The organism is Streptomyces sp. NBC_00086 (genome assembly GCF_026343255.1).
In the GTDB taxonomy this organism is placed as follows: Bacteria; Actinomycetota; Actinomycetes; order Streptomycetales; family Streptomycetaceae; genus Streptomyces.
The window spans coordinates 2110896-2131716 of record NZ_JAPELZ010000001.1 but is presented as its reverse complement, the minus strand read 5'-3'; the positions used below and the strand labels follow the sequence as shown (position 1 = coordinate 2131716).

18 protein-coding genes are annotated in these 20821 nt (G+C 74.3%); 9 read left to right on the top strand and 9 right to left on the bottom strand.

The features are described 5' to 3' along the window. Positions 1-107: 107 nt before the first annotated feature. A complete protein-coding gene (locus tag OG276_RS09305; protein WP_266903995.1) occupies positions 108-4730 on the bottom strand; it encodes an ATP-dependent helicase in 4623 nt (1540 codons plus the stop codon). Positions 4731-4810: 80 nt separating this feature from the next. Here OG276_RS09305 and OG276_RS09300 point away from each other — a divergent pair, with 80 nt between their 5' ends. Together OG276_RS09300 and OG276_RS09295 are read left to right on the top strand one after the other, a co-directional pair. Then, complete coding sequence (locus tag OG276_RS09300) at positions 4811-5662, top strand: AraC family transcriptional regulator (RefSeq protein WP_266903994.1); 852 nt, start codon at positions 4811-4813, stop codon at positions 5660-5662. 10 nt (positions 5663-5672) lie between these two features. Next, positions 5673-6926 (top strand): DUF2716 domain-containing protein, encoded by a 1254-nt coding sequence (locus OG276_RS09295; protein ID WP_266903993.1) that lies wholly within the window; start codon positions 5673-5675, stop codon positions 6924-6926. Here OG276_RS09295 and OG276_RS09290 read toward each other — a convergent pair. After that, a complete protein-coding gene (locus tag OG276_RS09290; RefSeq protein WP_266903992.1) occupies positions 6923-7726 on the bottom strand; it encodes a nucleotidyltransferase domain-containing protein in 804 nt (267 codons plus the stop codon). The genes OG276_RS09295 and OG276_RS09290 overlap by 4 nt on opposite strands. Positions 7727-7792: 66 nt before the next feature. Here OG276_RS09290 and OG276_RS09285 point away from each other — a divergent pair, with 66 nt between their 5' ends. Both OG276_RS09285 and OG276_RS09280 read left to right on the top strand, forming a co-directional pair. Beyond that, positions 7793-8527 (top strand): AzlC family ABC transporter permease, encoded by a 735-nt coding sequence (locus tag OG276_RS09285; protein ID WP_266903991.1) that lies wholly within the window; start codon positions 7793-7795, stop codon positions 8525-8527. Continuing rightward, complete coding sequence (locus OG276_RS09280; protein ID WP_266903990.1) at positions 8524-8832, top strand: AzlD domain-containing protein; 309 nt, start codon at positions 8524-8526, stop codon at positions 8830-8832. Before OG276_RS09285 ends, OG276_RS09280 begins: the two co-directional genes overlap by 4 nt. Here OG276_RS09280 and OG276_RS09275 read toward each other — a convergent pair. Continuing rightward, entirely contained in the window at positions 8801-9775 is a 975-nt protein-coding gene (locus OG276_RS09275) for a hypothetical protein (protein WP_266903989.1), read from the bottom strand. The genes OG276_RS09280 and OG276_RS09275 overlap by 32 nt on opposite strands. Positions 9776-9856: 81 nt before the next feature. Between OG276_RS09275 and OG276_RS09270 the strand changes: the two genes are divergently transcribed. Both OG276_RS09270 and OG276_RS09265 read left to right on the top strand, forming a co-directional pair. Continuing rightward, entirely contained in the window at positions 9857-10051 is a 195-nt protein-coding gene (locus OG276_RS09270) for a DUF3046 domain-containing protein (RefSeq protein ID WP_214955542.1), read from the top strand. A gap of 255 nt (positions 10052-10306) precedes the next feature. Beyond that, positions 10307-11401 (top strand): AI-2E family transporter, encoded by a 1095-nt coding sequence (locus OG276_RS09265; protein ID WP_323182406.1) that lies wholly within the window; start codon positions 10307-10309, stop codon positions 11399-11401. Here OG276_RS09265 and OG276_RS09260 read toward each other — a convergent pair. Together OG276_RS09260 and OG276_RS09255 are read right to left on the bottom strand one after the other, a co-directional pair. Next, the gene (locus tag OG276_RS09260; protein WP_266903987.1) at positions 11349-12110 is read right to left on the bottom strand and encodes a Clp protease N-terminal domain-containing protein; all 762 of its coding nucleotides are present in this window, start codon (positions 12108-12110) and stop codon (positions 11349-11351) included. The two genes, OG276_RS09265 and OG276_RS09260, sit on opposite strands and share 53 nt — an antisense overlap. A gap of 72 nt (positions 12111-12182) precedes the next feature. Continuing rightward, complete coding sequence (locus OG276_RS09255) at positions 12183-12749, bottom strand: 2'-5' RNA ligase family protein (RefSeq protein WP_266903986.1); 567 nt, start codon at positions 12747-12749, stop codon at positions 12183-12185. 184 nt (positions 12750-12933) lie between these two features. On the opposite strand from OG276_RS09255, the gene recA reads away from it, so the two are divergent. The 3 genes from recA to OG276_RS09240 all read left to right on the top strand — a co-directional run bounded on the left by recA (position 12934) and on the right by OG276_RS09240 (position 17407). Next, positions 12934-14058, top strand: coding sequence for a recombinase RecA (gene recA / locus OG276_RS09250; RefSeq protein ID WP_266903985.1), 1125 nt, complete (start codon positions 12934-12936; stop codon positions 14056-14058). A 4-nt stretch (positions 14059-14062) separates the two neighbouring features. Further along, complete coding sequence (recX, locus tag OG276_RS09245) at positions 14063-14698, top strand: recombination regulator RecX (RefSeq protein WP_266903984.1); 636 nt, start codon at positions 14063-14065, stop codon at positions 14696-14698. Positions 14699-14839: 141 nt separating this feature from the next. After that, complete coding sequence (locus tag OG276_RS09240; protein ID WP_266903983.1) at positions 14840-17407, top strand: ABC transporter permease; 2568 nt, start codon at positions 14840-14842, stop codon at positions 17405-17407. A gap of 652 nt (positions 17408-18059) precedes the next feature. Here OG276_RS09240 and OG276_RS09235 read toward each other — a convergent pair. The 4 genes from OG276_RS09235 to OG276_RS09225 form a co-directional block, all read right to left on the bottom strand. Continuing rightward, complete coding sequence (locus tag OG276_RS09235; RefSeq protein ID WP_266912645.1) at positions 18060-18446, bottom strand: rhodanese-like domain-containing protein; 387 nt, start codon at positions 18444-18446, stop codon at positions 18060-18062. Further along, the gene (locus tag OG276_RS09230) at positions 18437-18964 is read right to left on the bottom strand and encodes a cysteine dioxygenase (protein WP_266903982.1); all 528 of its coding nucleotides are present in this window, start codon (positions 18962-18964) and stop codon (positions 18437-18439) included. Before OG276_RS09230 ends, OG276_RS09235 begins: the two co-directional genes overlap by 10 nt. A 73-nt stretch (positions 18965-19037) precedes the next feature. Continuing rightward, on the bottom strand, positions 19038-19124 hold the full coding sequence (locus OG276_RS40950; protein WP_311318651.1) for a putative leader peptide: 87 nt from the start codon (positions 19122-19124) through the stop codon (positions 19038-19040). A 47-nt stretch (positions 19125-19171) separates the two neighbouring features. Then, a complete protein-coding gene (locus tag OG276_RS09225) occupies positions 19172-20755 on the bottom strand; it encodes an FAD-dependent monooxygenase (protein WP_266903981.1) in 1584 nt (527 codons plus the stop codon). Positions 20756-20821: the final 66 nt, after the last annotated feature.

The following is a 20821-nucleotide window of genomic DNA, read 5'->3' as shown; positions in this document are numbered from 1 at the left end:
TTTGCCGGGGCCTGGGGGCCTCGGGAGCGGGATTCGGCCCGGTATTCGTGGGTTGGGCTGTGGTCGGCCGTGGGGTTTGGGGGCTGCGTGATGGCGGTGGGTGTTGGTCAGTGGCGGAGGCGGAGGCCTTGGGGGGTGGCGTGGAAGCCGGTGGCTTCAATGGGTGGGGCGTAGGGGGAGGTGAGGGAGGGGGCGGCGTTGATGCGTTCCAGGGTGAGGGTGGGGAGGGTGCCCTTGCGGGAGGCTGTGGTGAGGGCTGTCAGGGCGGCCGTGAGGGCGGGGGCGTCCGGGTCGGGCCAGGCCAGGAGGGTTTTGCCGCCGCGCTCCAGGTAGAGGGTGAGTTCGCCGTCGACCAGGACGACCAGGGAACCTGCCTTGCGACCCGGTTTGTGGGTGGCGCCGGTCGGGGGCTCCGGCCAGGGGAGGGCGGCGCCGTAGGCGTTCGCGGGGTCGGCGGCTGCGAGGACCACTGCGGCGAGAGGGGGCGGGGTGCGCTCGGCGGCGCGGAGGCGGTCGACCGCGCCGTCCATGGCGAACTGGGCCGCGCCCAGCCCTTCGACCACGTAGCCCCTGCGGGCCTGGCCGCTGTCCTCGAAGGCGGAGAGGATGCGATAGACCGCGCTGAAGCCGCCTTCCACGCCTTCCGCGGCCACCGCACCCCGGGTCACCACCCCGTGGCGGTCCAGCAGGGTGCGGGCCAGGGCGTGTGCGCGGTGGGTCGGGTCCGGGGCGTGGACCGGGAGCAGGGACCAGCGGCCCGACACCGTGGGCGGGCCCGTACGGGAGGCAGGGGTGGTGAGGGTGCCGTAGCGGCCGCGGGGGATCGTACGGCGGGCGCGGTGGGCGGTGGCGCCCGCCGTGCGTCCCGAGCCGAGGAGGGAGCGCAGGGGGGCCAGGGTGTCGTTCGTCAGGCGGCCCGACCACGTCAGGTCCCAGACGGCGGAGGAGAGGTCCGCGTCGGAGGCGTCCGGGTGCAGCGCGCGGACCCGGTCCGTGAGCTGGCGGAAGAACAGGCCGTAGCCGCCGGAGAGTGCGGAGAGGGTCGCTTCGTGGAGCGGGGTGAGCTCCAGGGGGTGGGCGGGAGGGAGGAGGAGGGGGGCCGCCTCCGCGAGGTAGAGGGAGATCCAGCCGTCCTTGCCCGGCAGGGCGCCCGCGCCGGCCCAGAGGACTTCTCCCGTGGTGGTCAGCTCGTCCAGGAGGGTGGGGGAGTAGTCCGCCACACGGGACGGGAGGATCAGGCGTTCGAGGGCGGAGGCGGGAACCGCGGCGCCCTGGAGCTGCTCGATCGCGCGGGCCAGGCCGTCGACGCCGCGCAGGGCTCCGCCCAGGTGCTGCCACTGGGGGAGGAAGGTGGCGAGGGAGGCGGGAGGGACCGGCTCCAGTTCCTGGCGCAGGGCGGCGAGGGAGCGACGCCGGAGCCGTCGGAGGACGGTGGCGTCGCACCACTCCTGGCCGATGCCCGCCGGATGGAACTCGCCCTGGACCACCCGCCCGGCCGCCGCGAGCCGGTGCAGCGCGCCGTCCGTCACGGCCGTGCCCAGCCCGAAGCGGGCGGCGGCGGTGACCGTGGTGAAGGGGCCGTGGGTGCGGGCGTACCGGGCCAGGACGTCGCCGAGGGGGTCCTTCACCGGCTCGGTGAAGGCCTCCGGGACGCCCACCGGGAGCGCCGTGCCCAGTGCGTCGCGCAGCCGGCCCGCGTCCTCGATGGCCGCCCAGTGGTCCTCGCCGGCGATCCGGACCCGGATCGCCCGGCGGGAGGCGGCCAGGGACGGAGCCCACTGCGGCTCCGCGCCGCGGGCGGCCAGGTCCGCCGGGGTGAGCGGGCCCAGCAGGCGCAGCAGGTCGGCCACCGACTCGGCGTCCTTGGCCCGCCGGTCCTCGGTCAGCCACTGGAGCTCCCGCTCCAGCTCCGTCAGCACGTCCGCGTCGAGCAGCTCGCGGAGCTCCGCCTGGCCGAGCAGTTCGGCCAGCAGCCGGGAGTCCAGCGACAGCGCGGCCGCCCTGCGCTCGGCGAGCGGCGAGTCGCCCTCGTAGAGGAACTGGGCGACGTACCCGAAGAGCAGGGAGCGGGCGAAGGGGGAGGGCTCGGGCGTCGTGACCTCGACGAGGCGGACCCGGCGTGCCTCGATGTCCCCCATCAGCTCGGTCAGGCCGGGCACGTCGAAGACGTCCTGCAGGCATTCCCGTACGGCCTCCAGCACGATCGGGAAGGAACCGAACTCGGAGGCCACCTGAAGCAGTTGCGAGGCGCGCTGGCGCTGCTGCCACAGGGGGGTGCGCTTGCCCGGATTGCGGCGCGGCAGCAGCAGGGCGCGCGCCGCGCACTCGCGGAAACGGGAGGCGAACAGCGCGGAGCCGCCCACCTGGTCGGTGACGATCTGCTGGACGTCCCCGTGGTCGAAGGCGACGTCCGCCGCGCCCAGCGGGGGCTTGTCGTCGTCGAAGTCGAAGGAGGCCGGGGAAGCCGAGGAGCCGGAGGAGGGGCCCCGCGCCGGGTCGTGGTCCAGCAGGTCCAGGTCCATGTTCAGCAGGTCCGCGTCCGGGAGGCGGAGCACGATGCCGTCGTCGGCGTGCATGACCTGCGCGTCCATCCCGTACCGCTCGGAGAGGCGGGCGCCGAGCGCCAGGGCCCAGGGGGCGTGCACCTGGGCGCCGAAGGGGGAGTGGACGACGACCCGCCAGTCGCCGAGCTCGTCGCGGAACCGCTCGACGACGATGGTCCGGTCGTCCGGTACGTGGCCGCAGGCCTCGCGCTGTTCGGCGAGGTAGGACAGGACGTTCTCCGCGGCCCAGGCGTCCAGGCCCGCCGCCAGCAGCCGCAGGCGTGCGTCCTCGGCGGTGAGGCCGCCGAGCTCGCGCAGGAACGCGCCGACCGCGCGGCCCAGCTCCAGCGGGCGGCCCAGCTGGTCGCCCTTCCAGAACGGGAGCCGCCCCGGGACCCCGGGGGCGGGGGTGACCAGGACGCGGTCGCGGGTGATGTCCACGATCCGCCAGGAGGTGGTGCCGAGGGTGAAGACGTCGCCGACGCGGGACTCGTAGACCATCTCCTCGTCGAGCTCGCCGACGCGGCCGCCGCCCTTCTTCGGGTCGGAGCCGGCCAGGAAGACGCCGAAGAGGCCGCGGTCCGGGATGGTCCCGCCGGAGGTGACCGCGAGCCGCTGGGCGCCGGGCCGGCCGGTGATCGTACCGGCGACGCGGTCCCATACGACGCGGGGTCTGAGCTCGGCGAACGCGTCCGAGGGATAGCGGCCGGCCAGCATGTCCAGCACCGCCGTGAAGGCCGAGTCCGGCAGCGCCGCGAAGGGGGCCGCCCGCCGCACCAGGGCGAGCAGGTCGTCCAGCTGCCAGGTGTCCATCGCGGTCATCGCGACGAGCTGCTGGGCGAGGACGTCCAGCGGGTTGGAGGGGATCCGCAGGGATTCGATCGAGCCCGTGCGCATCCGCTCGGTGACCACGGCCGCCTGGACGAGGTCGCCCCGGTACTTTGGGAAGACGACCCCGGTGGAGACCGCGCCCACCTGGTGCCCGGCCCGGCCCACCCGCTGGAGCCCGGAGGCCACGGAGGGCGGGGACTCCACCTGGATGACGAGGTCGACCGCGCCCATGTCGATGCCGAGCTCCAGGCTGGAGGTGGCGACCACGGCGGGCAGCCGGCCCGCCTTCAAGTCCTCCTCCACCAGCGCCCGCTGCTCCTTGGACACCGAGCCGTGGTGGGCGCGGGCCATCAGCGGCGGAGCGCCCTGGGCCGCCCCCGACTGGGCCATGATCTCGGCCGGGGGCGGGCCCTCGGGCAGCGGGCCGCCGGTGGCCCGCTCGTACGCGATCTCGTTGAGCCGGTTGCACAGGCGCTCGGCGAGGCGGCGGGAGTTGGCGAAGACGATGGTGGACCGGTGGGCCTGGACCAGATCGGCGATCCGCTCCTCCACGTGCGGCCAGATGGAGGGCTTGTCGCCGCCCTCCTTGCCCTCGGTGGCGGGGGAACCGCCCAACTCGCCCATGTCCTCGACCGGGACGACCACCGACAGGTCGAACTCCTTGGTGGAGGGCGGCTGGACGATCTCCACCTTGCCGCGCGGAGCCAGGTAACGGGCCACCTCTTCCACCGGGCGGACCGTGGCCGACAGTCCGATCCGGCGCGCGGGGCGGGGCAGCAGCTCGTCCAACCGCTCCAGGGACAGCGCGAGATGGGCTCCGCGCTTGGTCCCGGCGACCGCGTGCACCTCGTCCAGGATCACCGTCTCGATCCCGGTCAGCGCCTCGCGGGCCGCCGAGGTCAGCATCAGGAACAGCGACTCGGGCGTGGTGATCAGGATGTCCGGCGGCCGGGTCACCAACGCGCGCCGCTCGGCCGGCGGGGTGTCGCCGGAGCGGATCCCGACCCGGATCTCCGGCTCGGGCAGGCCCAGGCGCACCGATTCCTGCCGGATGCCGGTCAGCGGGCTGCGGAGATTGCGCTCCACGTCCACCGCCAGGGCTTTGAGCGGCGAGATGTACAGCACCCGGCAGCGCTTCTTCGGATCGGCCGGGGGCGGGGTCGAGGCGAGCTGGTCGAGGGCGGCGAGGAAGGCGGCCAGGGTCTTGCCGGAGCCGGTGGGGGCCACCACCAGCACGTCCGAGCCCGCCCCGATGGCCCGCCAGGCGCCCTCCTGGGCGGAGGTGGGCGAGACGAAGGCCCCCGTGAACCAGGAACGGGTCGCGGGGGAGAACGAGTCGAGCGCGGTACCGGACATGCCCCCATCGTGCACCGTCCCACTGACAACCGTCCGGACCTGTGGAAACACCCCGGCCGGGCCGGGCGCAGAATGGGGGGATGGGCACGGGGACGACCGGAGCGGACGAGGGCCGCCGGGAGTGGGCGCGGCACTGGCAGTACGCGGAACTGCCCGGGCTGGACCTCCTGCGCGCCCACTACGTACGCCACACCTTCCCGCGCCACGCCCACGACGGGTACGTCATCGCGGCCGTCACCGGCGGAGTCGAGGAGATCGGCCTGCCGGGAGACACCCTGCGCGCCGGACCCGGCAGCGTGGTCCTGATCAACCCCGAGGTCCCGCACACCGCCCGCGCCGGAGTCCCCGAGGGCTGGGCCTACGCGACCCTCTACCCCTCCCGGGCGCTGATCACCGAGGTCGCCACCGAGATCGGGACCCTGCGCGGAACCCCCGGCTTCACCGCCGACATGGTCGCCGACCCGCAGGCCTCGCGGGCCATCACCGAGGTTCACCGGGCCGCCGAGGCCGGCAACGCGCTGGCCGCCGACACCCTGCTGCGCGGGGTGGTGGCGCGGATGCTGACCCGGCACGCCGGGCCGCTGCCCGCCCGTGCGGCGGGCCGGGCGGGGGCCGCCGACGCGGAGCGGGCCCGGGCCGTGCTGGAGGAGCGGATGGGGGAGCCCCCTTCGCTGGAGCAGCTCGCGGCGGAGCTGGGGACCAGCCCCTTCGCCCTGCTGCGGGCCTTCCGGGACCGGTACGGCATGCCCCCGCACACCTGGCTGACCGACGCCCGGGTCCGGCGGGCGCGGCGGCTGCTCGACGCGGGGATCCCGCCGGCGGAGGCGGCCGTCACGGTCGGCTTCACCGACCAGCCGCACCTGAACCGGCACTTCACGCGCATCGTGGGGGTGCCGCCGGGCGCCTACCGGCGGGGGCGGGCGGGCGGTTAGGGTCCCGATCATGGATACGGGGGAACTGCTGGCACGGCACGACGAACAGCTCCGGGGCGGAGTCCCCGAATGGCACCCGGTCGGGGTGGTGGTCGAGGCCGACGGGCCGGTGGTGCGCAGGCACTACGGGACGCACGGCACGGCCGAGCACGTGGCACTCGCGGCCGGGACCGAACTCGACGCCCTGGTCCGGCGGCAGCTCGCGGCCTTCGAGGACCGGTGCGAGCCCTCCGAATGGAAGGTCTACGGGCACGACTCCCCGGGCCTGGGCGAGGCCTTGACCGGGGCCGGATTCACCGCGGGGCCGGAACGCTCCGTGCTGGCCGCTCCCCTCGACGCGATCGAGCCTCCGCGCGCGGACGACGAGGTGCACGGTCGGCGCGGCGGCCTGTCCGGGGAGGTCCACGCGCTGGCCGCTGCTTCGGGTCCGCACCGGACGAGCCCGGCGACGTACGAGGCGGACGGAGTTTCGGACGACGCCAGCGAGGAGCCCTGGGCCGACACGATCGTCTCGGAGGGCCGGGTGGTGGCCGCGGGCTGGGCCGAGCTGGTGCACGGCACGGAGTTCGTGGTGGTCGGCGGCCTCAGCCGACCGGAGGGCGCGTTCGTCCGGGCCTGGGCGGAGCGTCGGCGCGGCGAGAAGAGGCCGCGGTACCTGCTCGCGGAGGCCGAAGGCGCTTTGCGTGAGGAGCTGGGGCAGGCCGGTCTGCGCGAGATCACCACCGTCCGTTCCTACCGCTGGACCCCGCCGGGCACACCCGAGGCGACGCGGCCCGCCCTGCTGGTCGACTGCACCTCCGCGCTGGACCGGCGGCTGTGGGACCGCTTCTACGCCGCGTTCGACTTCAAGCCGTCCGTGAGCCGGTTCCCCGGCATCTCGGAGCCCACCCCCTCTGCCACCTGGCACGCCCACGGTCACGGCCGGCCGCGCGTCGCGGACTTCTCCGCCCGGCTGGACGACATCGTCCGGCGCGGGCTGATCGCCGTCACCGAACCCGGGGAGTCCGTCTTCTGGCTCGACTGGAACCACGACGGCTACCGCTACGACCCCCGCCGCACCGGCATCCCCGGCCGACCGCCCACGCCGGGCGAGGGGACCTACCCCAACGGCGACTACTACCTCCACCTCACCGAGGACATGCGCCTCGGCACCTTCGGCCACCCCTGGGAGCAGACCCTGTGCGTGTTCGGGCCGCTGCTCGCCGCCGTGGAGGCGGAGCTCACCGAGCTGCTGGGTGAGCCGCTGCGGCGCCGGGACGGCTAGGACGCCAGGCCCGCGCGGGTCTCCTCGATCAGGGTGCGGGCCTCGGCCACCGTGGCCGTCAGGGACTCGGGCGTCGTGCCCTGGGCGCCCAGCAGGGCCCGTACGCGCTTGCCGAAGCCGGGCGGAGCCGAGGGCAGGAGCTCGGCCGCGGCCAGGGCGCCCTTCTCGTTCAGGCACCAGCGGCGGTCCGCCGCGTACAGGGACTGGATGAGGACGCCGAAGGCGCGGGACAGGCAGAGGGAGACGTACAGGGCGTCCGCGCGGGCCGCGCCCTTCGCGGCGCCCGCCGCGAGGAACTCCGCCTCCCAGGCACCGGCCAGCAGGGCGTCGCGGAGCGGCTCCGGGTAGGCCGAAGTCGTGGTGCGCAGGGCGGTCAGTTCGCCCGACGGGTCCGCGAGGACCTGGCCCAGGGCCACCTCGCCCGGGTAGCACGGGGACCAGAAGCCGAGGGGGTGGCCCGGCTGCACGCCCACCTCGTAGCGGCCCTCACGGCACTCCTGCCACACCCGTTCCACCCGGTCCAGGTCGCGCAGGATCCAGTCCACCGCCACCCCGTCGACGCGCAGCCAGGCTCCGCCGTTGACCCAGGGGCCCCAGCCGCCCGGTCCGGCGACCTCCACGTCCGGGCCGGCCAGTGCGCCGAGCGCGGTGAGGTCGAGGGCGCCGCGGTAGTAGACGCCGAGGTCCCAGTCCGATTCGGGGCGGTGCTCGCCGCGGGCCCGGCTGCCGCCGAGCATGACCCCGCGGACGCCGGGCACCTCGGCCAGCCGGTCCGCCATTTCCTTGATCACTTCGTGCATGGTGCAAGAACGTACAAGACCCGGATGCCGTGGCCCGCGTAATTTCGGGGCGTGGGAGAACATCGGATGGCCATACGAGAAGAACCCGAGCACGAGGTGCCCGGCCGAGAGGTTCCCGGCAGCGCGCCCGCGGTCGACAAGCCGCGCGCCGCCGTCGTACGCGACGCGCTCGGCGTCGGCGTGGCGGTCGGGCTGTCCGGCTTCGCCTTCGGGGTGACCGCCGCCGGGTCCGGGGTCAGCACCCTCCAGGCCTGCGTGCTCAGCCTGCTGGTGTTCACCGGGGCCTCGCAGTTCGCGCTGGTCGGAGCCCTGGCCGCCGGCGGGAATCCGTTCACGGCCGCCGCCGGGGCCTTCTTCCTCGGCACCCGCAACGCCTTCTACGGGCTGCGGCTGTCCCAGCTGCTCGCGCTGCCCAAGGGCGTACGCCCCTTCGCCGCGCACTGGGTGATCGACGAGACCACCGCCGTGGCCCTGGCCCAGCCCGACCGGAAGTCGGCGCGGCTCGGCTTCACCGTGACCGGGCTGAGCCTCTACGTCCTGTGGAACCTCACCACCCTGCTCGGCGCGCTCGGCGCCGAGGCCATCGGCGACACCAGGGCGTGGGGGCTGGACGCCGCCGGGCCCGCCGTGTTCCTCGCGCTGCTCGCGCCGATGCTCAAGACCGGCACCGAGCGGGCCGTCGCCGCGCTCGCCCTCGTGCTCGGGCTGGGCCTGCTGCCCGTACTGCCCGCCGGGGTGCCCGTGCTGATCGCGGCGCTGGCCGCGCCGATCGTGCTGTGGATGAAGGGACGCCGCTCGTGAACGTCTGGATCGCCATCGGACTCACCGTCGTCGGCTGCTACGCCGTGAAGCTCGCCGGACTGCTCGTCCCCGCCGGCGCCCTGGAGCGGCCCGCGGTGCGCAAGCTCGCCGCGCTCCTGCCGGTCGCGCTGCTCGCCGCGCTCACCGCGCAGCAGACCTTCGCCACCGGGCAGGAGCTCGTCCTCGACGCCCGCGCCGCCGGGCTCGCGGCCGCCGCGGTCGCGCTGCTGCTGCGGGCCCCGTTCCTCGTCGTGGTCGCGGCGGCCGTCGTCGTCACCGCGGGGCTGCGGGCCCTGGGAGGCTGACCGAGCCGGGCAGTCGGCCGTACGCGCGCAGGGTCAGCAGCGCCTCCAGCGTGGCGATCGGGCGCCGCTCCAGCGAGCTGCCCGGCGCCCACGCCGCGCGGTGCACCGGCCAGCCGCCGTCCGGCTGCTGCAGGTCGGCCAGGAAGCGCAGCGAGCCGTACAGCTCCGCGTCCGTGAACCAGCCGCGCGCGAGGGACTCCGGGCGGCGGGCGAAGTCGTACGGGTACAGGTGCTCGCCCGGCGCGTGGCCGGGGACCGGCGGGTACGCGTCCTGCCGCGCGGGGTCCAGTACGACGAGCCGCTGCTCGCGGACGAGGCGCCCCAGCCGGTCGGCGGCCGCCGACGCCCGGGCCCGGTCGGGGACCCCGTCGAGGAAGGCCACCGCGCTCCGGACCTCGTACGGGTGCCAGTGGCGCAGGTTCTCCACCCGGTCCCAGCAGAAGTCCGTCGCCCGGAACAGCCACGCGTGCCACACCCGGTTGCGGTGCAGGATCCCGACGACGGGGCCGGTGGCCAGCAGGTCGCCCGGCGGATCGTCGTGCAGCCGGTGGTAGGGGGCGGCCGGGTAGCCGCCGGAGTCCGGAGCCGTCGCCGGAAGCGCGCCTTCGGGGGTGGAGACGCGGATCAGGTGGGCGCAGAGCCGCTCGATGCGCTGTCCGGCGCAGCGGCCCAGGCCGTCCAGGACGCGCAGGGCGTGGGCGGTGTGCAGCGGGTGGCTCAGCGGACCGCGCAGATCCGGGTCGAGGGCGTGGCCGTATCCGCCGTCGGCGCCGAGGTAGGCGCCGAGGGCGGCATCGACAGGGTCGGCGTCCCCGCCGAGGAAGTGGAACGCGAACCGCCGCTGCTCCAGCACGCGGGCCGTGAGCCAGATGAACTGCTCGGCGCGGGCGGGCGCACTCGTCGCCGTCGGCGCCGCCGGGGCGCGGGTTTCGTCTCCAGGCATGCCAGGAACCGTAGGGGCCCGGGCGGCGCCGAAGTGGCCCGAACGGGGAGGGTGCACTCTCCGGGGCGGGATACTGGAGGCATGCGGTTGACGATTTTCTGGGAGCGGATGGCCGAGCACTTCGGCGCGGGCTACGCGGACTCCTTCGCGCGGGACCACGTCATGACGGAGCTCGGGGGACGCACGGTGCACGAGGCGCTGGACGCGGGCTGGGAGGCCAAGGACGTGTGGCGCGCGGTGTGTTCGGCTGTGGACGTGCCCGCCTCGCTGCGCTAGTTCCTGCCGTTCCCGCGGTCGGCGGGCCGCCCGCTCCGTGCGGCGCGGGCGAGGTCACGGCGACCGCTTCGTGGTTCGCGGCGCCGGTGGGACAGACTGGTCGGCGTGGCAGCCAGTGATGAGACGACCGACCGGCCCGAAGACCCCCGGGGCACGCCGCCGGCCAGCCCGGCGGCCCCCTCGGCCGCAGGCTCCGTAGCGGGAGATCCCGAAGCGCCGGTACCCGTCGGGGAACCGGCTGCGGCGGACGCCCGGATGCCGCGCTGGCTGCCGCGAGCCGTGGTGCTCGTACTGGCGCTGGTGGCCTGTTTCCAGCTCGGCAGTTGGGCCTTCCACCAGCTCATCGGGCTGCTCGTCAACATCCTGATCGCGTTCTTCCTCGCGCTCGCGATCGAACCGGCCGTGGCCCGGATGGCGGCCCGCGGCGTGCGCCGCGGGCTCGCCACCTTCCTCGTGTTCCTCGGGGTGTTCGTCGCGTCCGCCGGATTCGTCGTCCTGCTCGGCTCGGTCCTCGCCGGGCAGATCATCGACCTGGTGGAGGGCTTCCCCGGCTATCTCGACTCGCTGATCGGATCGATCAACGACACCTTCCACACGGACCTGTCCCGGCTGGAGATCCAGGACAGCCTGCTGCATTCGGACTGGCTGCAGAAGTACGTGCAGAACAGCGCGACCGGCGTGCTCGACGTGTCCGCCACCGTGCTCGGCGGACTGTTCAAGCTGCTGACGATCGGTCTGTTCTCCTTCTACTTCGCCGCCGACGGGCCGCGACTGCGCCGCGCCCTGTGCTCCGTACTGCCGCCCTCGAAGCAGGCGGAAGTGCTGCGGGCGTGGGAGATCGCCGTCACCAAGACGGGCGGATACCTCTACTCGCGCGGGCTGATGGCGCTGATCTCCGGGATCGCGCACTACGTCCTCTTCGCGGTGCTGGGCGTGCCGTACGCGCCCGCGCTCGCGGTGTGGGTGGGACTGGTGTCGCAGTTCATCCCCACCATCGGCACCTACCTGGCGGGCGCGCTGCCGATGCTGATCGCCTTCACGGTCAACCCCTGGTACGCGCTGTACGTGCTCGGATTCGTGGTGGTGTACCAGCAGTTCGAGAACTACGTGCTCCAGCCGAAGCTGACCTCGAAGACGGTGGACATCCACCCGGCGGTGGCCTTCGGATCCGTCATCGCGGGCACCGCCCTGCTGGGCGCGGTCGGGGCGCTCATCGCGATCCCGGCCGTCGCCACGATGCAGGCCTTCCTCGGCGCGTACGTGAGGCGGTACGCGCTGACCGGAGACGCGGACGCCTCTACTTCCCGGGATCGTCCGAGGCGCCGAGTACGGATGCCAGGGCGTCGGTGACCCAGTTCTCGACGCCGTCCTTGTCCACGCCGAGGCCGCTGAGCGGACCGGTGCCGTTCTCCAGCTCCAGGAGCGCGAGCAGGATGTGTTCGGTGCCCACGTAGCTGTGACCGAGGCGCAGGGCCTCGCGGAAGGTCAGCTCCAGGGCCTTCTTCGACGAGGCGTCGAAGGGGACCAGTTCGGGGACGTCCTCCGCGGCCGGGGGCAGGGCGGCGGTCACGGCGGCGCGCACGTCGTCGGACGCGACCCCCTGGGCGGCGACGGCGTGGGCGGCGAGGCCGTCGGGCTCGGAGAGCAGTCCGAGGACGAGGTGCTCGGTGCGGATCTCGGTGTTGCCGGCGGCGCGGGCCTCGTTCTGCGCGGTGACCACCACGTTGCGGGCGCGGGGGGTGAAGCGGGCGAAGCCCTGGCCGGGATCGAGCGGGGCCTCGCCCTCCTTGTCGGCCTTCGGTACGAAGCGCTTCTGGGCGGCCTGGCGGGTGACGCCCATGCTGCGGCCGATGTCGGTCCAGGAGGCACCGGAGCGGCGGGCCTGGTCGACGAAGTGGCCGATGAGGTGGTCCGCGACGTCCCCGAGGGCCTCGGCGGCGACGACCGCGCCGCTGAGCTGTTCCAGGGTGTCGGTGTGGACCTTCTTGATGGCCTCGATGAGGTCGTCGAGGCGTACCGGATTGGTCATGCGAACGGGTTCCACCGAAGGGTTCGTCATGAGGCAACCCTAGGTTGACAGTCGAAAGGGTGTCAACCCTGGGTTGTCACTCGTCCTGTTCCCGTGGCGTTGTCACTCTCCCGGTTCCCGCAGCGGGAAGCTCGCGCGCTCGTGCCAGGCCGTCCCGTCGTAGGCCACCAGGTCGACGGCGCGGACGCGGGTGGTGAGGGGGAGCCGGCCGCGCAGCGCCGCCTCGGCCGCGTCCAGGTCCGCCTCCCGGGCGCGCTGGGCCACCGTGAGGTGCGGGACCGGGTCGGGGTAGCGGCCGCCGTAGGGCCGGACCTCCGGCCAGTGCTCGGCGACCGCGCGGGTCAGCCGGCGCAGCGGGGCGTCCGGCTCCGGGGCGAGGTAGAGCATCCCCGGGAACCGGCCGGTCCGCTCGAAGCGCAGGTCGAAGGCGGGGTGGGGGCGCAGGGCCGCGGCGATCCGGGCGTGCACGGAGGGGTCGATCAGGCTCTCCGGGAGGAACGGGTAGAGCACGCTCACGTGCGCGGGCACCCCGGCCCCGGCCCGGGCGGCGGGGTCGATCCGGTCCCGCCAGTCCCGGACGGCGGGTTCCGCTTCGGGTATCCGCACGATGAGCGCGGTGCGGCCGGCGGGGAACATGCTGGAGGTGGTGTCGTCCGCGGTGTCCTTCATGGGGGTGGATCATGCCAGCAGCCGGCGGGGTGGACGGGTACGGCGTGGTGCGCTTGACAGGGAAATCGAACACGCATTCTTATTGGTTATCCACAGCCAAAACGGACGTGGGACCGCGTTGTCAGTGGCAGGCGTTAGCGTCAATGGCGTGAAGCGATCGACTCAAGCAAATCGGGTGGAACCCATGGCAGGCAACGACCGCGAGAAGGCTCTCGAAGCCGCGCTCGCACAGATTGAACGGCAGTTCGGCAAGGGTGCCGTGATGCGTCTCGGCGACAAGCCGAACGACCCCATCGAGGTCATCCCCACCGGATCGACCGCGCTCGACATCGCGCTCGGCGTCGGTGGACTGCCGCGCGGCCGTGTGATCGAGGTCTACGGGCCGGAGTCCTCCGGTAAGACGACCCTGACCCTGCATGCCGTGGCCAACGCGCAGAAGGCCGGCGGCACCGTGGCCTTCGTGGACGCCGAGCACGCGCTCGACCCCGAGTACGCCAAGGCCCTCGGTGTCGACACCGACAACCTCATCCTGTCCCAGCCGGACACCGGCGAGCAGGCGCTGGAGATCGTGGACATGCTGGTCCGCTCCGGTGCGCTGGACCTCATCGTCATCGACTCCGTGGCGGCCCTCGTGCCCCGCGCGGAGATCGAGGGCGAGATGGGCGACTCGCACGTGGGTCTCCAGGCCCGTCTGATGAGCCAGGCCCTCCGGAAGATCACCGGTGCGCTCAGCCAGTCCAAGACCACCGCCATCTTCATCAACCAGCTCCGCGAGAAGATCGGTGTGATGTTCGGCTCGCCGGAGACCACCACCGGTGGCCGCGCGCTGAAGTTCTACGCCTCCGTGCGCCTCGACATCCGGCGCATCGAGACCCTCAAGGACGGCACGGACGCGGTCGGCAACCGCACCCGCGTCAAGGTCGTCAAGAACAAGGTCGCGCCGCCCTTCAAGCAGGCCGAGTTCGACATCCTCTACGGCCACGGCATCAGCCGCGAGGGCGGCCTGATCGACATGGGCGTGGAGCACGGCTTCGTCCGCAAGGCCGGTGCCTGGTACACGTACGAGGGCGACCAGCTCGGCCAGGGCAAGGAGAACGCGCGGAAGTTCCTCTGCGACAACCCCGCCCTCTCCGACGAGATCGAGCGGAAGATCAAGGAGAAGCTGGGCGTCGGCATCCGCAAGGACGCCGCCGCGACTGCAGCCGCCACGGCCGAGGCCGGCGCGGACGCGTCCGCCGAGACCGCCGCGGTGCCCGCGCCCGCGTCGAAGGCCAAGACCGCGGTCAAGGCCGCCGTCGCCAAGAGCTGACCCCGTGTGGGAGCAGGAAAGGGGCGGCACGGACGGCGCTGAGGACCGCCGCGAGGGCAGTCGCCGGGGCCGCCGCGAGAGCGGCGGCCGTGGAGGCCGCCGTGCGGAGGGCCGTGAGGGCCGGGACGACAGGCAGGAGCTGCCGCCCCAGAGTCCCGAGGAGCAGGCGAAGGCGATCTGTCTGCGCCTGCTCACCGGGATGCCGCGCACCCGGCGCCAGCTCGCGGACGCCCTGGCCAAACGGGACATCCCCGAGGAGGTGTCGGAGCAGGTCCTCTCGCGGTTCGAGGAGGTGGGCCTGATCGACGACGCCGCCTTCGCCGGGGCCTGGGTCGAGTCCCGGCACCGGGGCCGGGGGCTGGCCCGCCGGGCGCTCGCACAGGAGCTCCGTACCAAGGGGGTGGCACCCACCCTCGTACAGGAGGCCCTGGAACAGCTGGACTCCGACCAGGAGGAGGAGACCGCCCGGGAGCTCGTGGAGCGCAAGCTCCGCGCGACCCGGGGCCTGGAGCGGGACAAGCGGATCCGGCGCCTCGCCGGAATGCTCGCCCGCAAGGGGTACCCCGAGGGCATGGCCCTGCGGGTGGTCCGCCGCGCACTGGAGGCGGAGGGTGAAGACGCAGAAGACCTGACGTTCTGACGGGGTGACCCGCGGCCCCCGGGGCCGCGGGGTCCGATCGTCCGTCCGTCGCGGGTGTGGAGCGGGGTGGGGTTAGCCCCCGGCCGAGGACGCCGGGGCGCTCCAATGTCCCGAGGCGGCCCCGGCGGCAGAGTTTTCCCCATGATGCTGCGCTACGCACTCCAGACCGTCCGGGACCGCAAAGCCGGTTTCCTCGGCGCCTTCCTCGCCCTGTTGTGCGCGGCGGCCCTCGTGACCGCCTGCGGAACCCTCCTGGAGACGGGACTGCGCGGGACGATCACGACCGAGCGCTACGCGGGCGCCCCGGTGATCGTCGCCGCCGACCAGAACGTCCACGCGACGACGGTCAAGGTGAAGAACAAGGGCGACGAGCAGAAGGTCAAGACGAAGCACAAGGCCAAGCCCGTCGCCGAACGGGCCTGGCTGCCGGCCACCACCGTGGACACCGTCCGCGCGGTGCCCGGAGTCGAGCGGGCCGTGCCCGAGCTCACCTTCCAGGCCGTGCCGCTCACCCGGGGCGGACCGGGCGGCGAAGGCGCGAAGCCCTCGTACGGACACGCCTGGAGCTCGGCCGCGCTCACCCCCTTCACGCTCGCCGAAGGCCGCGCCCCCCAGGGCGGTGACGAGGTCGTCGTCGACCGCGGACTCGCCGCCCGCGCGGCCCTGAGGCCCGGCTCCGAGCTCACCGTGCAGTCCACCGGCGCGCCCAAGACCTATACGGTCAGCGGGATCGCCGCCGCGGCCGGCGGGAGCCTCGCGCACCAGAGCGCCCTGTTCTTCGGCGACGCCGAGGCGCAGCGCCTCGCCGCCCGCGAAGGCCGGGTCAGCGCCATCGGGGTCCTGCCCAAGGCCGGGGTCGACGCGGGCGAGCTGGCCGGGCGGATCCGGCAGGCGCTCCAGGGCACCACCGCGCAGGTGGCCACCGGCGACGAGCGCGGCCCCGTGGAGTTCCTCGACGCGGCCGGCGCCCGGATCAAGCTGGTCTCCATGGGCGGCGCGATGGGCGGTACTTCACTCCTCGTGGCGGTCCTCGTGGTGGTCGGCACCTTCTCCCTGTCGATCCAGCAGCGCCACCGCGAGCTCGCCCTGCTCCGCGCCATCGCCGCCACCCCCGGGCAGCTGCGGAGCATGATCGGCCGCGAGGCGCTGCTCGTGGGGCTGGCCGCCGGAGTCGCCGGAGCCCTCGCCGGGCTGCCGCTGGCCGCCTGGCTGCACGGCCGGTTCGTCGACGCGGGGGTCGTCCCCGTCACCCTGGAGCGCACCGCCGGGATCTTCCCGATGATCGCCGCCGTCGGAGCGAGCCTGCTCGGAGCATGGGCCGCGGCCCGGATCACCGCCCGGCGGGTGGCCCGCGTCCGCCCCGCCGAAGCGCTGGCCGAGGCCGCCGTCGAGCGGAGCCGGCCCAGGTGGGCGCGGCTCGTCGCCGGGGCGCTGCTGCTGGCGGCCGGGGTGGTGCTGATCGCCGTACTCAGTACGCTGCGCACCGAGCCGGCGTCGACTCCGGTCACCTTCCTCGCCGTCGTGGTGCTCGCCGGAGCCGTCTCGCTGCTGGGCCCGCTGATCGTCAAGGCCGCGGCCGCACTGCTCGCGGGGCCGCTGCGGCTGGCCGGCCCGGGCGGCCGGCTGGCCACCGCGAACCTGCGCGGCAACGCGACCCGGATGGCCTCCGCCGTCACCCCGCTCACCCTGCTGGTCGGGATGGCCTGCACCGTGCTCTTCGTCACCCCGACGCTGGGCGACGCCGCCCGGGCGCAGGCCCGCGAGGGAGTACGGGCCGAGTGGGTGCTCCAGGGCCGGGGGCCGGGGGTTCCCGGCGCCGCCGCCGAGCGGATCCGCCGCACCCCCGGGGTCCTCGCGGCCACCGAGGTCGTGCACACCTCGATCCGGGTGGGGCTGACGAAGTACGCGGCGCAGGGCGTGACCCCGGCCGGGCTGGACCGGACCTGGGACCCGGGGGTGACGGCCGGGAGCCTGGCGGAGTTCGGGGAGAAGAACGTCGCGGTGAGCGAACTGGCCGCCGACCAGCTGGGCCTGAAGCCGGGCAGCCCGCTCTCGCTGACGCTGGGCGACGGAACGCCGGTCACCCTGACCGTGTCCGCGGTGTACGCGCGGGGCCTGGGCTTCGGGGACGTGACGCTGCCCCACGGTCTGGTCGCCGCGCACGTCGACGATCCGCTGGCTTCGAGCGTGCTGGTGGCGGGACCGGCGGGGCCGGCCGTACGGGAGGTGCTCGCCTCGGCGGTACGGGAGTACCCGGGCGTGGCCGTGCTGTCGGCGGCCGAAGCGGACGGCGCCCGGGCGGAGCGGCAGGCGGCCGGGTCGGAGATCAACCTGCTGGCCATGGGGCTCGTCCTGGCCTTCACCGCGATCGCGGTGGCCAACACCCTGGCGATGTCCACGGGGGAGCGGCTGCGGGAGTTCGCGATGCTGAGGCTCGCGGGGGCGACGCGGCGGCAGGTGCGGGGGATGCTGCGGGTGGAGGCGCTGGCGGTGCTCCTGATGGGGGTGGTGCTGGGGTCCGGGATCTCGCTGGCGGTCCTCACCGCGTTCAGCGTGGGCATGACGGGGTCGGCGGCGGCGGTGGTGCTTCCGCTGGTGTACGGGGTGGTTGTGGGTGGGGCGGGGCTGGTGGCGCTGTGCGCTACTGGCTTCGCCGGGCGGGTGGCGATGCGGCCCCGGCCGGTGGACCTCGCGGCGGCCAAGGGCTAGGCGTCCGCGGCTCCGCCCCGGGGCCGTTGTCCCGCGGGGACCAGCCCCCGGCCCCGTCTCCCCGCCCGGCCGTGGGTGTGCCGCTGCGCGGGGCGGAGTTCCCCTACCCGCCCTTCCACCGTTCCCAGGGCTCCGCCCTGACCCGGTCCTCAAACGCCGGACGGGCTGAAGTGCTCCTGGGGCTCCGCCCCAGACCCCGCGCCTCAAACGCCGGCGAGGCTGGATTTGGCCCGCGCTGGATTGGACGTGAGCGCAGCACAGCTCGCACAGCACCACTTGGGCAGCGCGGCTTGCGCAGCACGGCTTGCGCTGGATTGTCGGCGCAGCACGCAACGCAGCACGCCCTGGGCCGGCTTGCCGGAGGCCACATCCAGCCTCGCCGGCGTTTGAGGCGCGGGGGTTCCGGGGGCTGGCCCCCGGCGACGGACGCCGCACGCGGCAAGGGTCCGGGCGGAGCCCGGGGAACGGGCGAAGGGCGGGTAGGGGAACTCGCCCCGCAGGGCCAATCCAGCCGCACCCGCCCACCGGCCCCACGCCGCGACGGCAGCGGCGGCACCCCCGACCGGCCACCGCCGGACGGAGTTCGGCGCAGCGGCGCGAAGCGGTAAGGCCCGCACCGCGCGAGGGGTGCGTCGAGAAGGTGCCCGGCGCGTTAGGAAGGGGCTACGGGCAGGCCCGCTGATTTCCAGGCCTGGAAGCCGCCCGTGAGGTCCGTCGCGTTGGGGAGGGACAGGGCGTGGAGGGAGGCCGCGGCGAGGGTGGAGGCGTAGCCCTCGTTGCAGATGACGATGATGCGGACGTCGTGGTCCACCGCCTCCGGGAGGCGGTGGGAGCCCTCGGGGTCGAGGCGCCATTCCAGTTCGTTGCGTTCGATCAGCAGGGCGCCGGGGATCAGTCCGTCCCGCTCGCGCAGGGCCTGGTAGCGAATGTCGACCAGCAGGGCCCCGTCCAGCGACTCCGCGTGCGCCTGGGCCGGGTCCACGCGGGTGTACGTGGTCCGCAGCCGCTCCACGAGGGCGTCGATGCCGCTCACTGCCAGTCCGCCGGACGCTCGACCTGCTCCAGCGTGAGCACCGGGCCGGTGCGGCTGTAGCGGCGGATCAGGGGGAGCGGCGGGTAGTACGCGTGGACGGAGATCGCGTGCTCGGTCGCGGATTCGTTGAGCACCTCGTGCACGTGGTGCTCGCCGAAGGCCCGCCCGGTGCCCGCGCCCAGTCGGCGAATGCGGTCCACGTCGGGGGCCAGGGAGAGGGACTGCCAGCCCTCCGAGGGGAGGCGGACCGCGAGCGAGTGCTCCGTGAGGCGCCCGCGCGCGGTGGTGAACGCGCCGCGCGACTCGGCGTGGTCGTGCCAGCCGGTGCCGGTGCCGGGCGGCCAGCCGATCAGCCAGGCCTCGCTGCCGCCCGGACCGTCGAGCCGGATCCACGTCCGGCCCTCGGGATCGAGGGGGAGGGAGGCGATCAGCTCGGGGTCGGAGGCGATGCGCAGGGTGAAGGCGAGGAGATCCGCCGCCGAGACGGCCGGAGCCGGGGCAGGGGCGTGCGTGGGTGCAGGCATGGAGGATGACCGTCCTGGGGGTTCGCGAGAGTGCGCGGCACATCCGCAAGGGGGGCGCGCGAGGGAGGGCGAATCAGCAGGAAGGGCGACACACGCAGCCCGCGTAGCGGAGCAGGTCCATATGGACCCTCCGCCACAGGCGTACGTCGTTGCCGGTCATGTCCGCGAGTGAAGCACGACTCGGCCGGAGGGTCAATCGATCATCGCTCAATCGATCACGGGTGCGGCGGCGGGCAACGCCCTGGGCGCCGGGGTCGGGGCTGCGGTCGCCGGGCCGTGCCGGACCGCGTCCGCGGCCTCGTACAGCTCGGCGGGGTGGACCCCGGCGAAGGTGGCCGCGAGATGCCCGTCCGGTCGTACGAGGAGCACGGTGTGGGCCGCCGCCCCGGGGTAGCCGTCCGCCACGAGCAGCTCCGCGCGGACCGGCAGCGCGGAGACGGCCGCCGCGAGGCGGGGCATCAGGCCGGCGCCCACCCAGTGCCGCCGGTCCCAGACCCCGGTGCCGGGGGCGACGAGGACGACGAGGAGCCGGCCCCGCCCCAGCTGGTCGCGCAGCGGCACCGTCGAGCCGTCGGGCGCGGTCACCGGGACGTTCTCCACGGCCCCGCCCGGCCCGGTGGCGGTGGGCACGTCGTGGACGGCCACGGGCGGGGCGTACACCGGCTCCGCACCCAGTGGGCCGCGCCCCAAGTGGCCGTCGGTCAACAGCAGTTCCGCGGCGCGCGAGGCTCCCGGGAGGTAGGTGCGCAGGCCGCCCCCGGTGCGCAGTACGGGCATGGCCTGGTCGGCGGCGCGCAGTCGGGCGGCCACCGCCCTGCGGCGCTCGGCCTCGTAACTGTCGAGGAGTTCCCCGGAGGCCCCCTGGTGCCAGGCGAGGGAGAGCTTCCAGGCGAGGTTCTCGGCGTCCCGGAGCCCCTCCTCGACGCCCTGGGTGCCGAGCGCGCCCAGCAGGTGCGCCGCGTCCCCGGCGAGGAAGCAGCGGCCGTCGCGCCAGCGCCGGGCGAGCCGGTGGTGCAGGGTGTGGACCCCGGTGTCGAGGAGCTCGTACGGGGGCGTCGTGCCCCCGCACCACAGGGCGAGGCTGTCGCGGATGAGGTTCACCAGCGCGTCGGGGGTGACGAGGTCCCCGCGCGCCGGGAGCAGCCAGTCCAGCCGGTACACCCCGTCGGCCAGCGGCCGGGCGGTGACCTCTTCGGGCGGGTTGCGGTCCAGCAACGCCTCGCCGGGCCAGGGCAGTTCGGTGCGCAGGGCGGCCACGGCGTGCCGTTCGACGGCGGTGCGGCCGGGGAAGCGGATGCCGAGCAGCTTGCGCACGGTGGAGCGGGCTCCGTCGCAGCCGACCAGGTGGCTCCCGCGCCACCACGTGGTCTCGGCGCCCCGGGTGTGGGCGGTGACCCCGCGGCCGTCCTGCTCCAGGGCGTCGAGTTTGCTCTCGGTGACCAGCTGGACCAGCGGGTGCGCGGCGGCGGCGTCGCGCAGTCCGCGGGTCAGGGCGTGCTGGGGCAGGTGGATCGGGGCCGGGCCGTCCTCGAAGGTGATCCGCCGGGACTCGCGGCCGCGCCGCATGGTCCGCCAGGCGGTGAAGTACGCGCCCTCGTCGCGCAGGGTCGTACAGCCCAGCCGGTGCACCATCGCGGCGGTGTCGGTGTGCAGGGCGACGGTGCGGGCGGGGCGGAGCTCGTCCTTGCCGGATCCCTCGTCGAGCACGACGCAGGGCACGCCCTGGCCGGCCAGGGCGAGGGACAGGGACAGCCCGACGGGCCCCGCGCCGACGACGATCACCGGGTCCATGATGTGGCTCCCGGTGTCCGGTATGTGATCACAGAACGTATGCAACCCACTGGAGGTGCCTGCGTC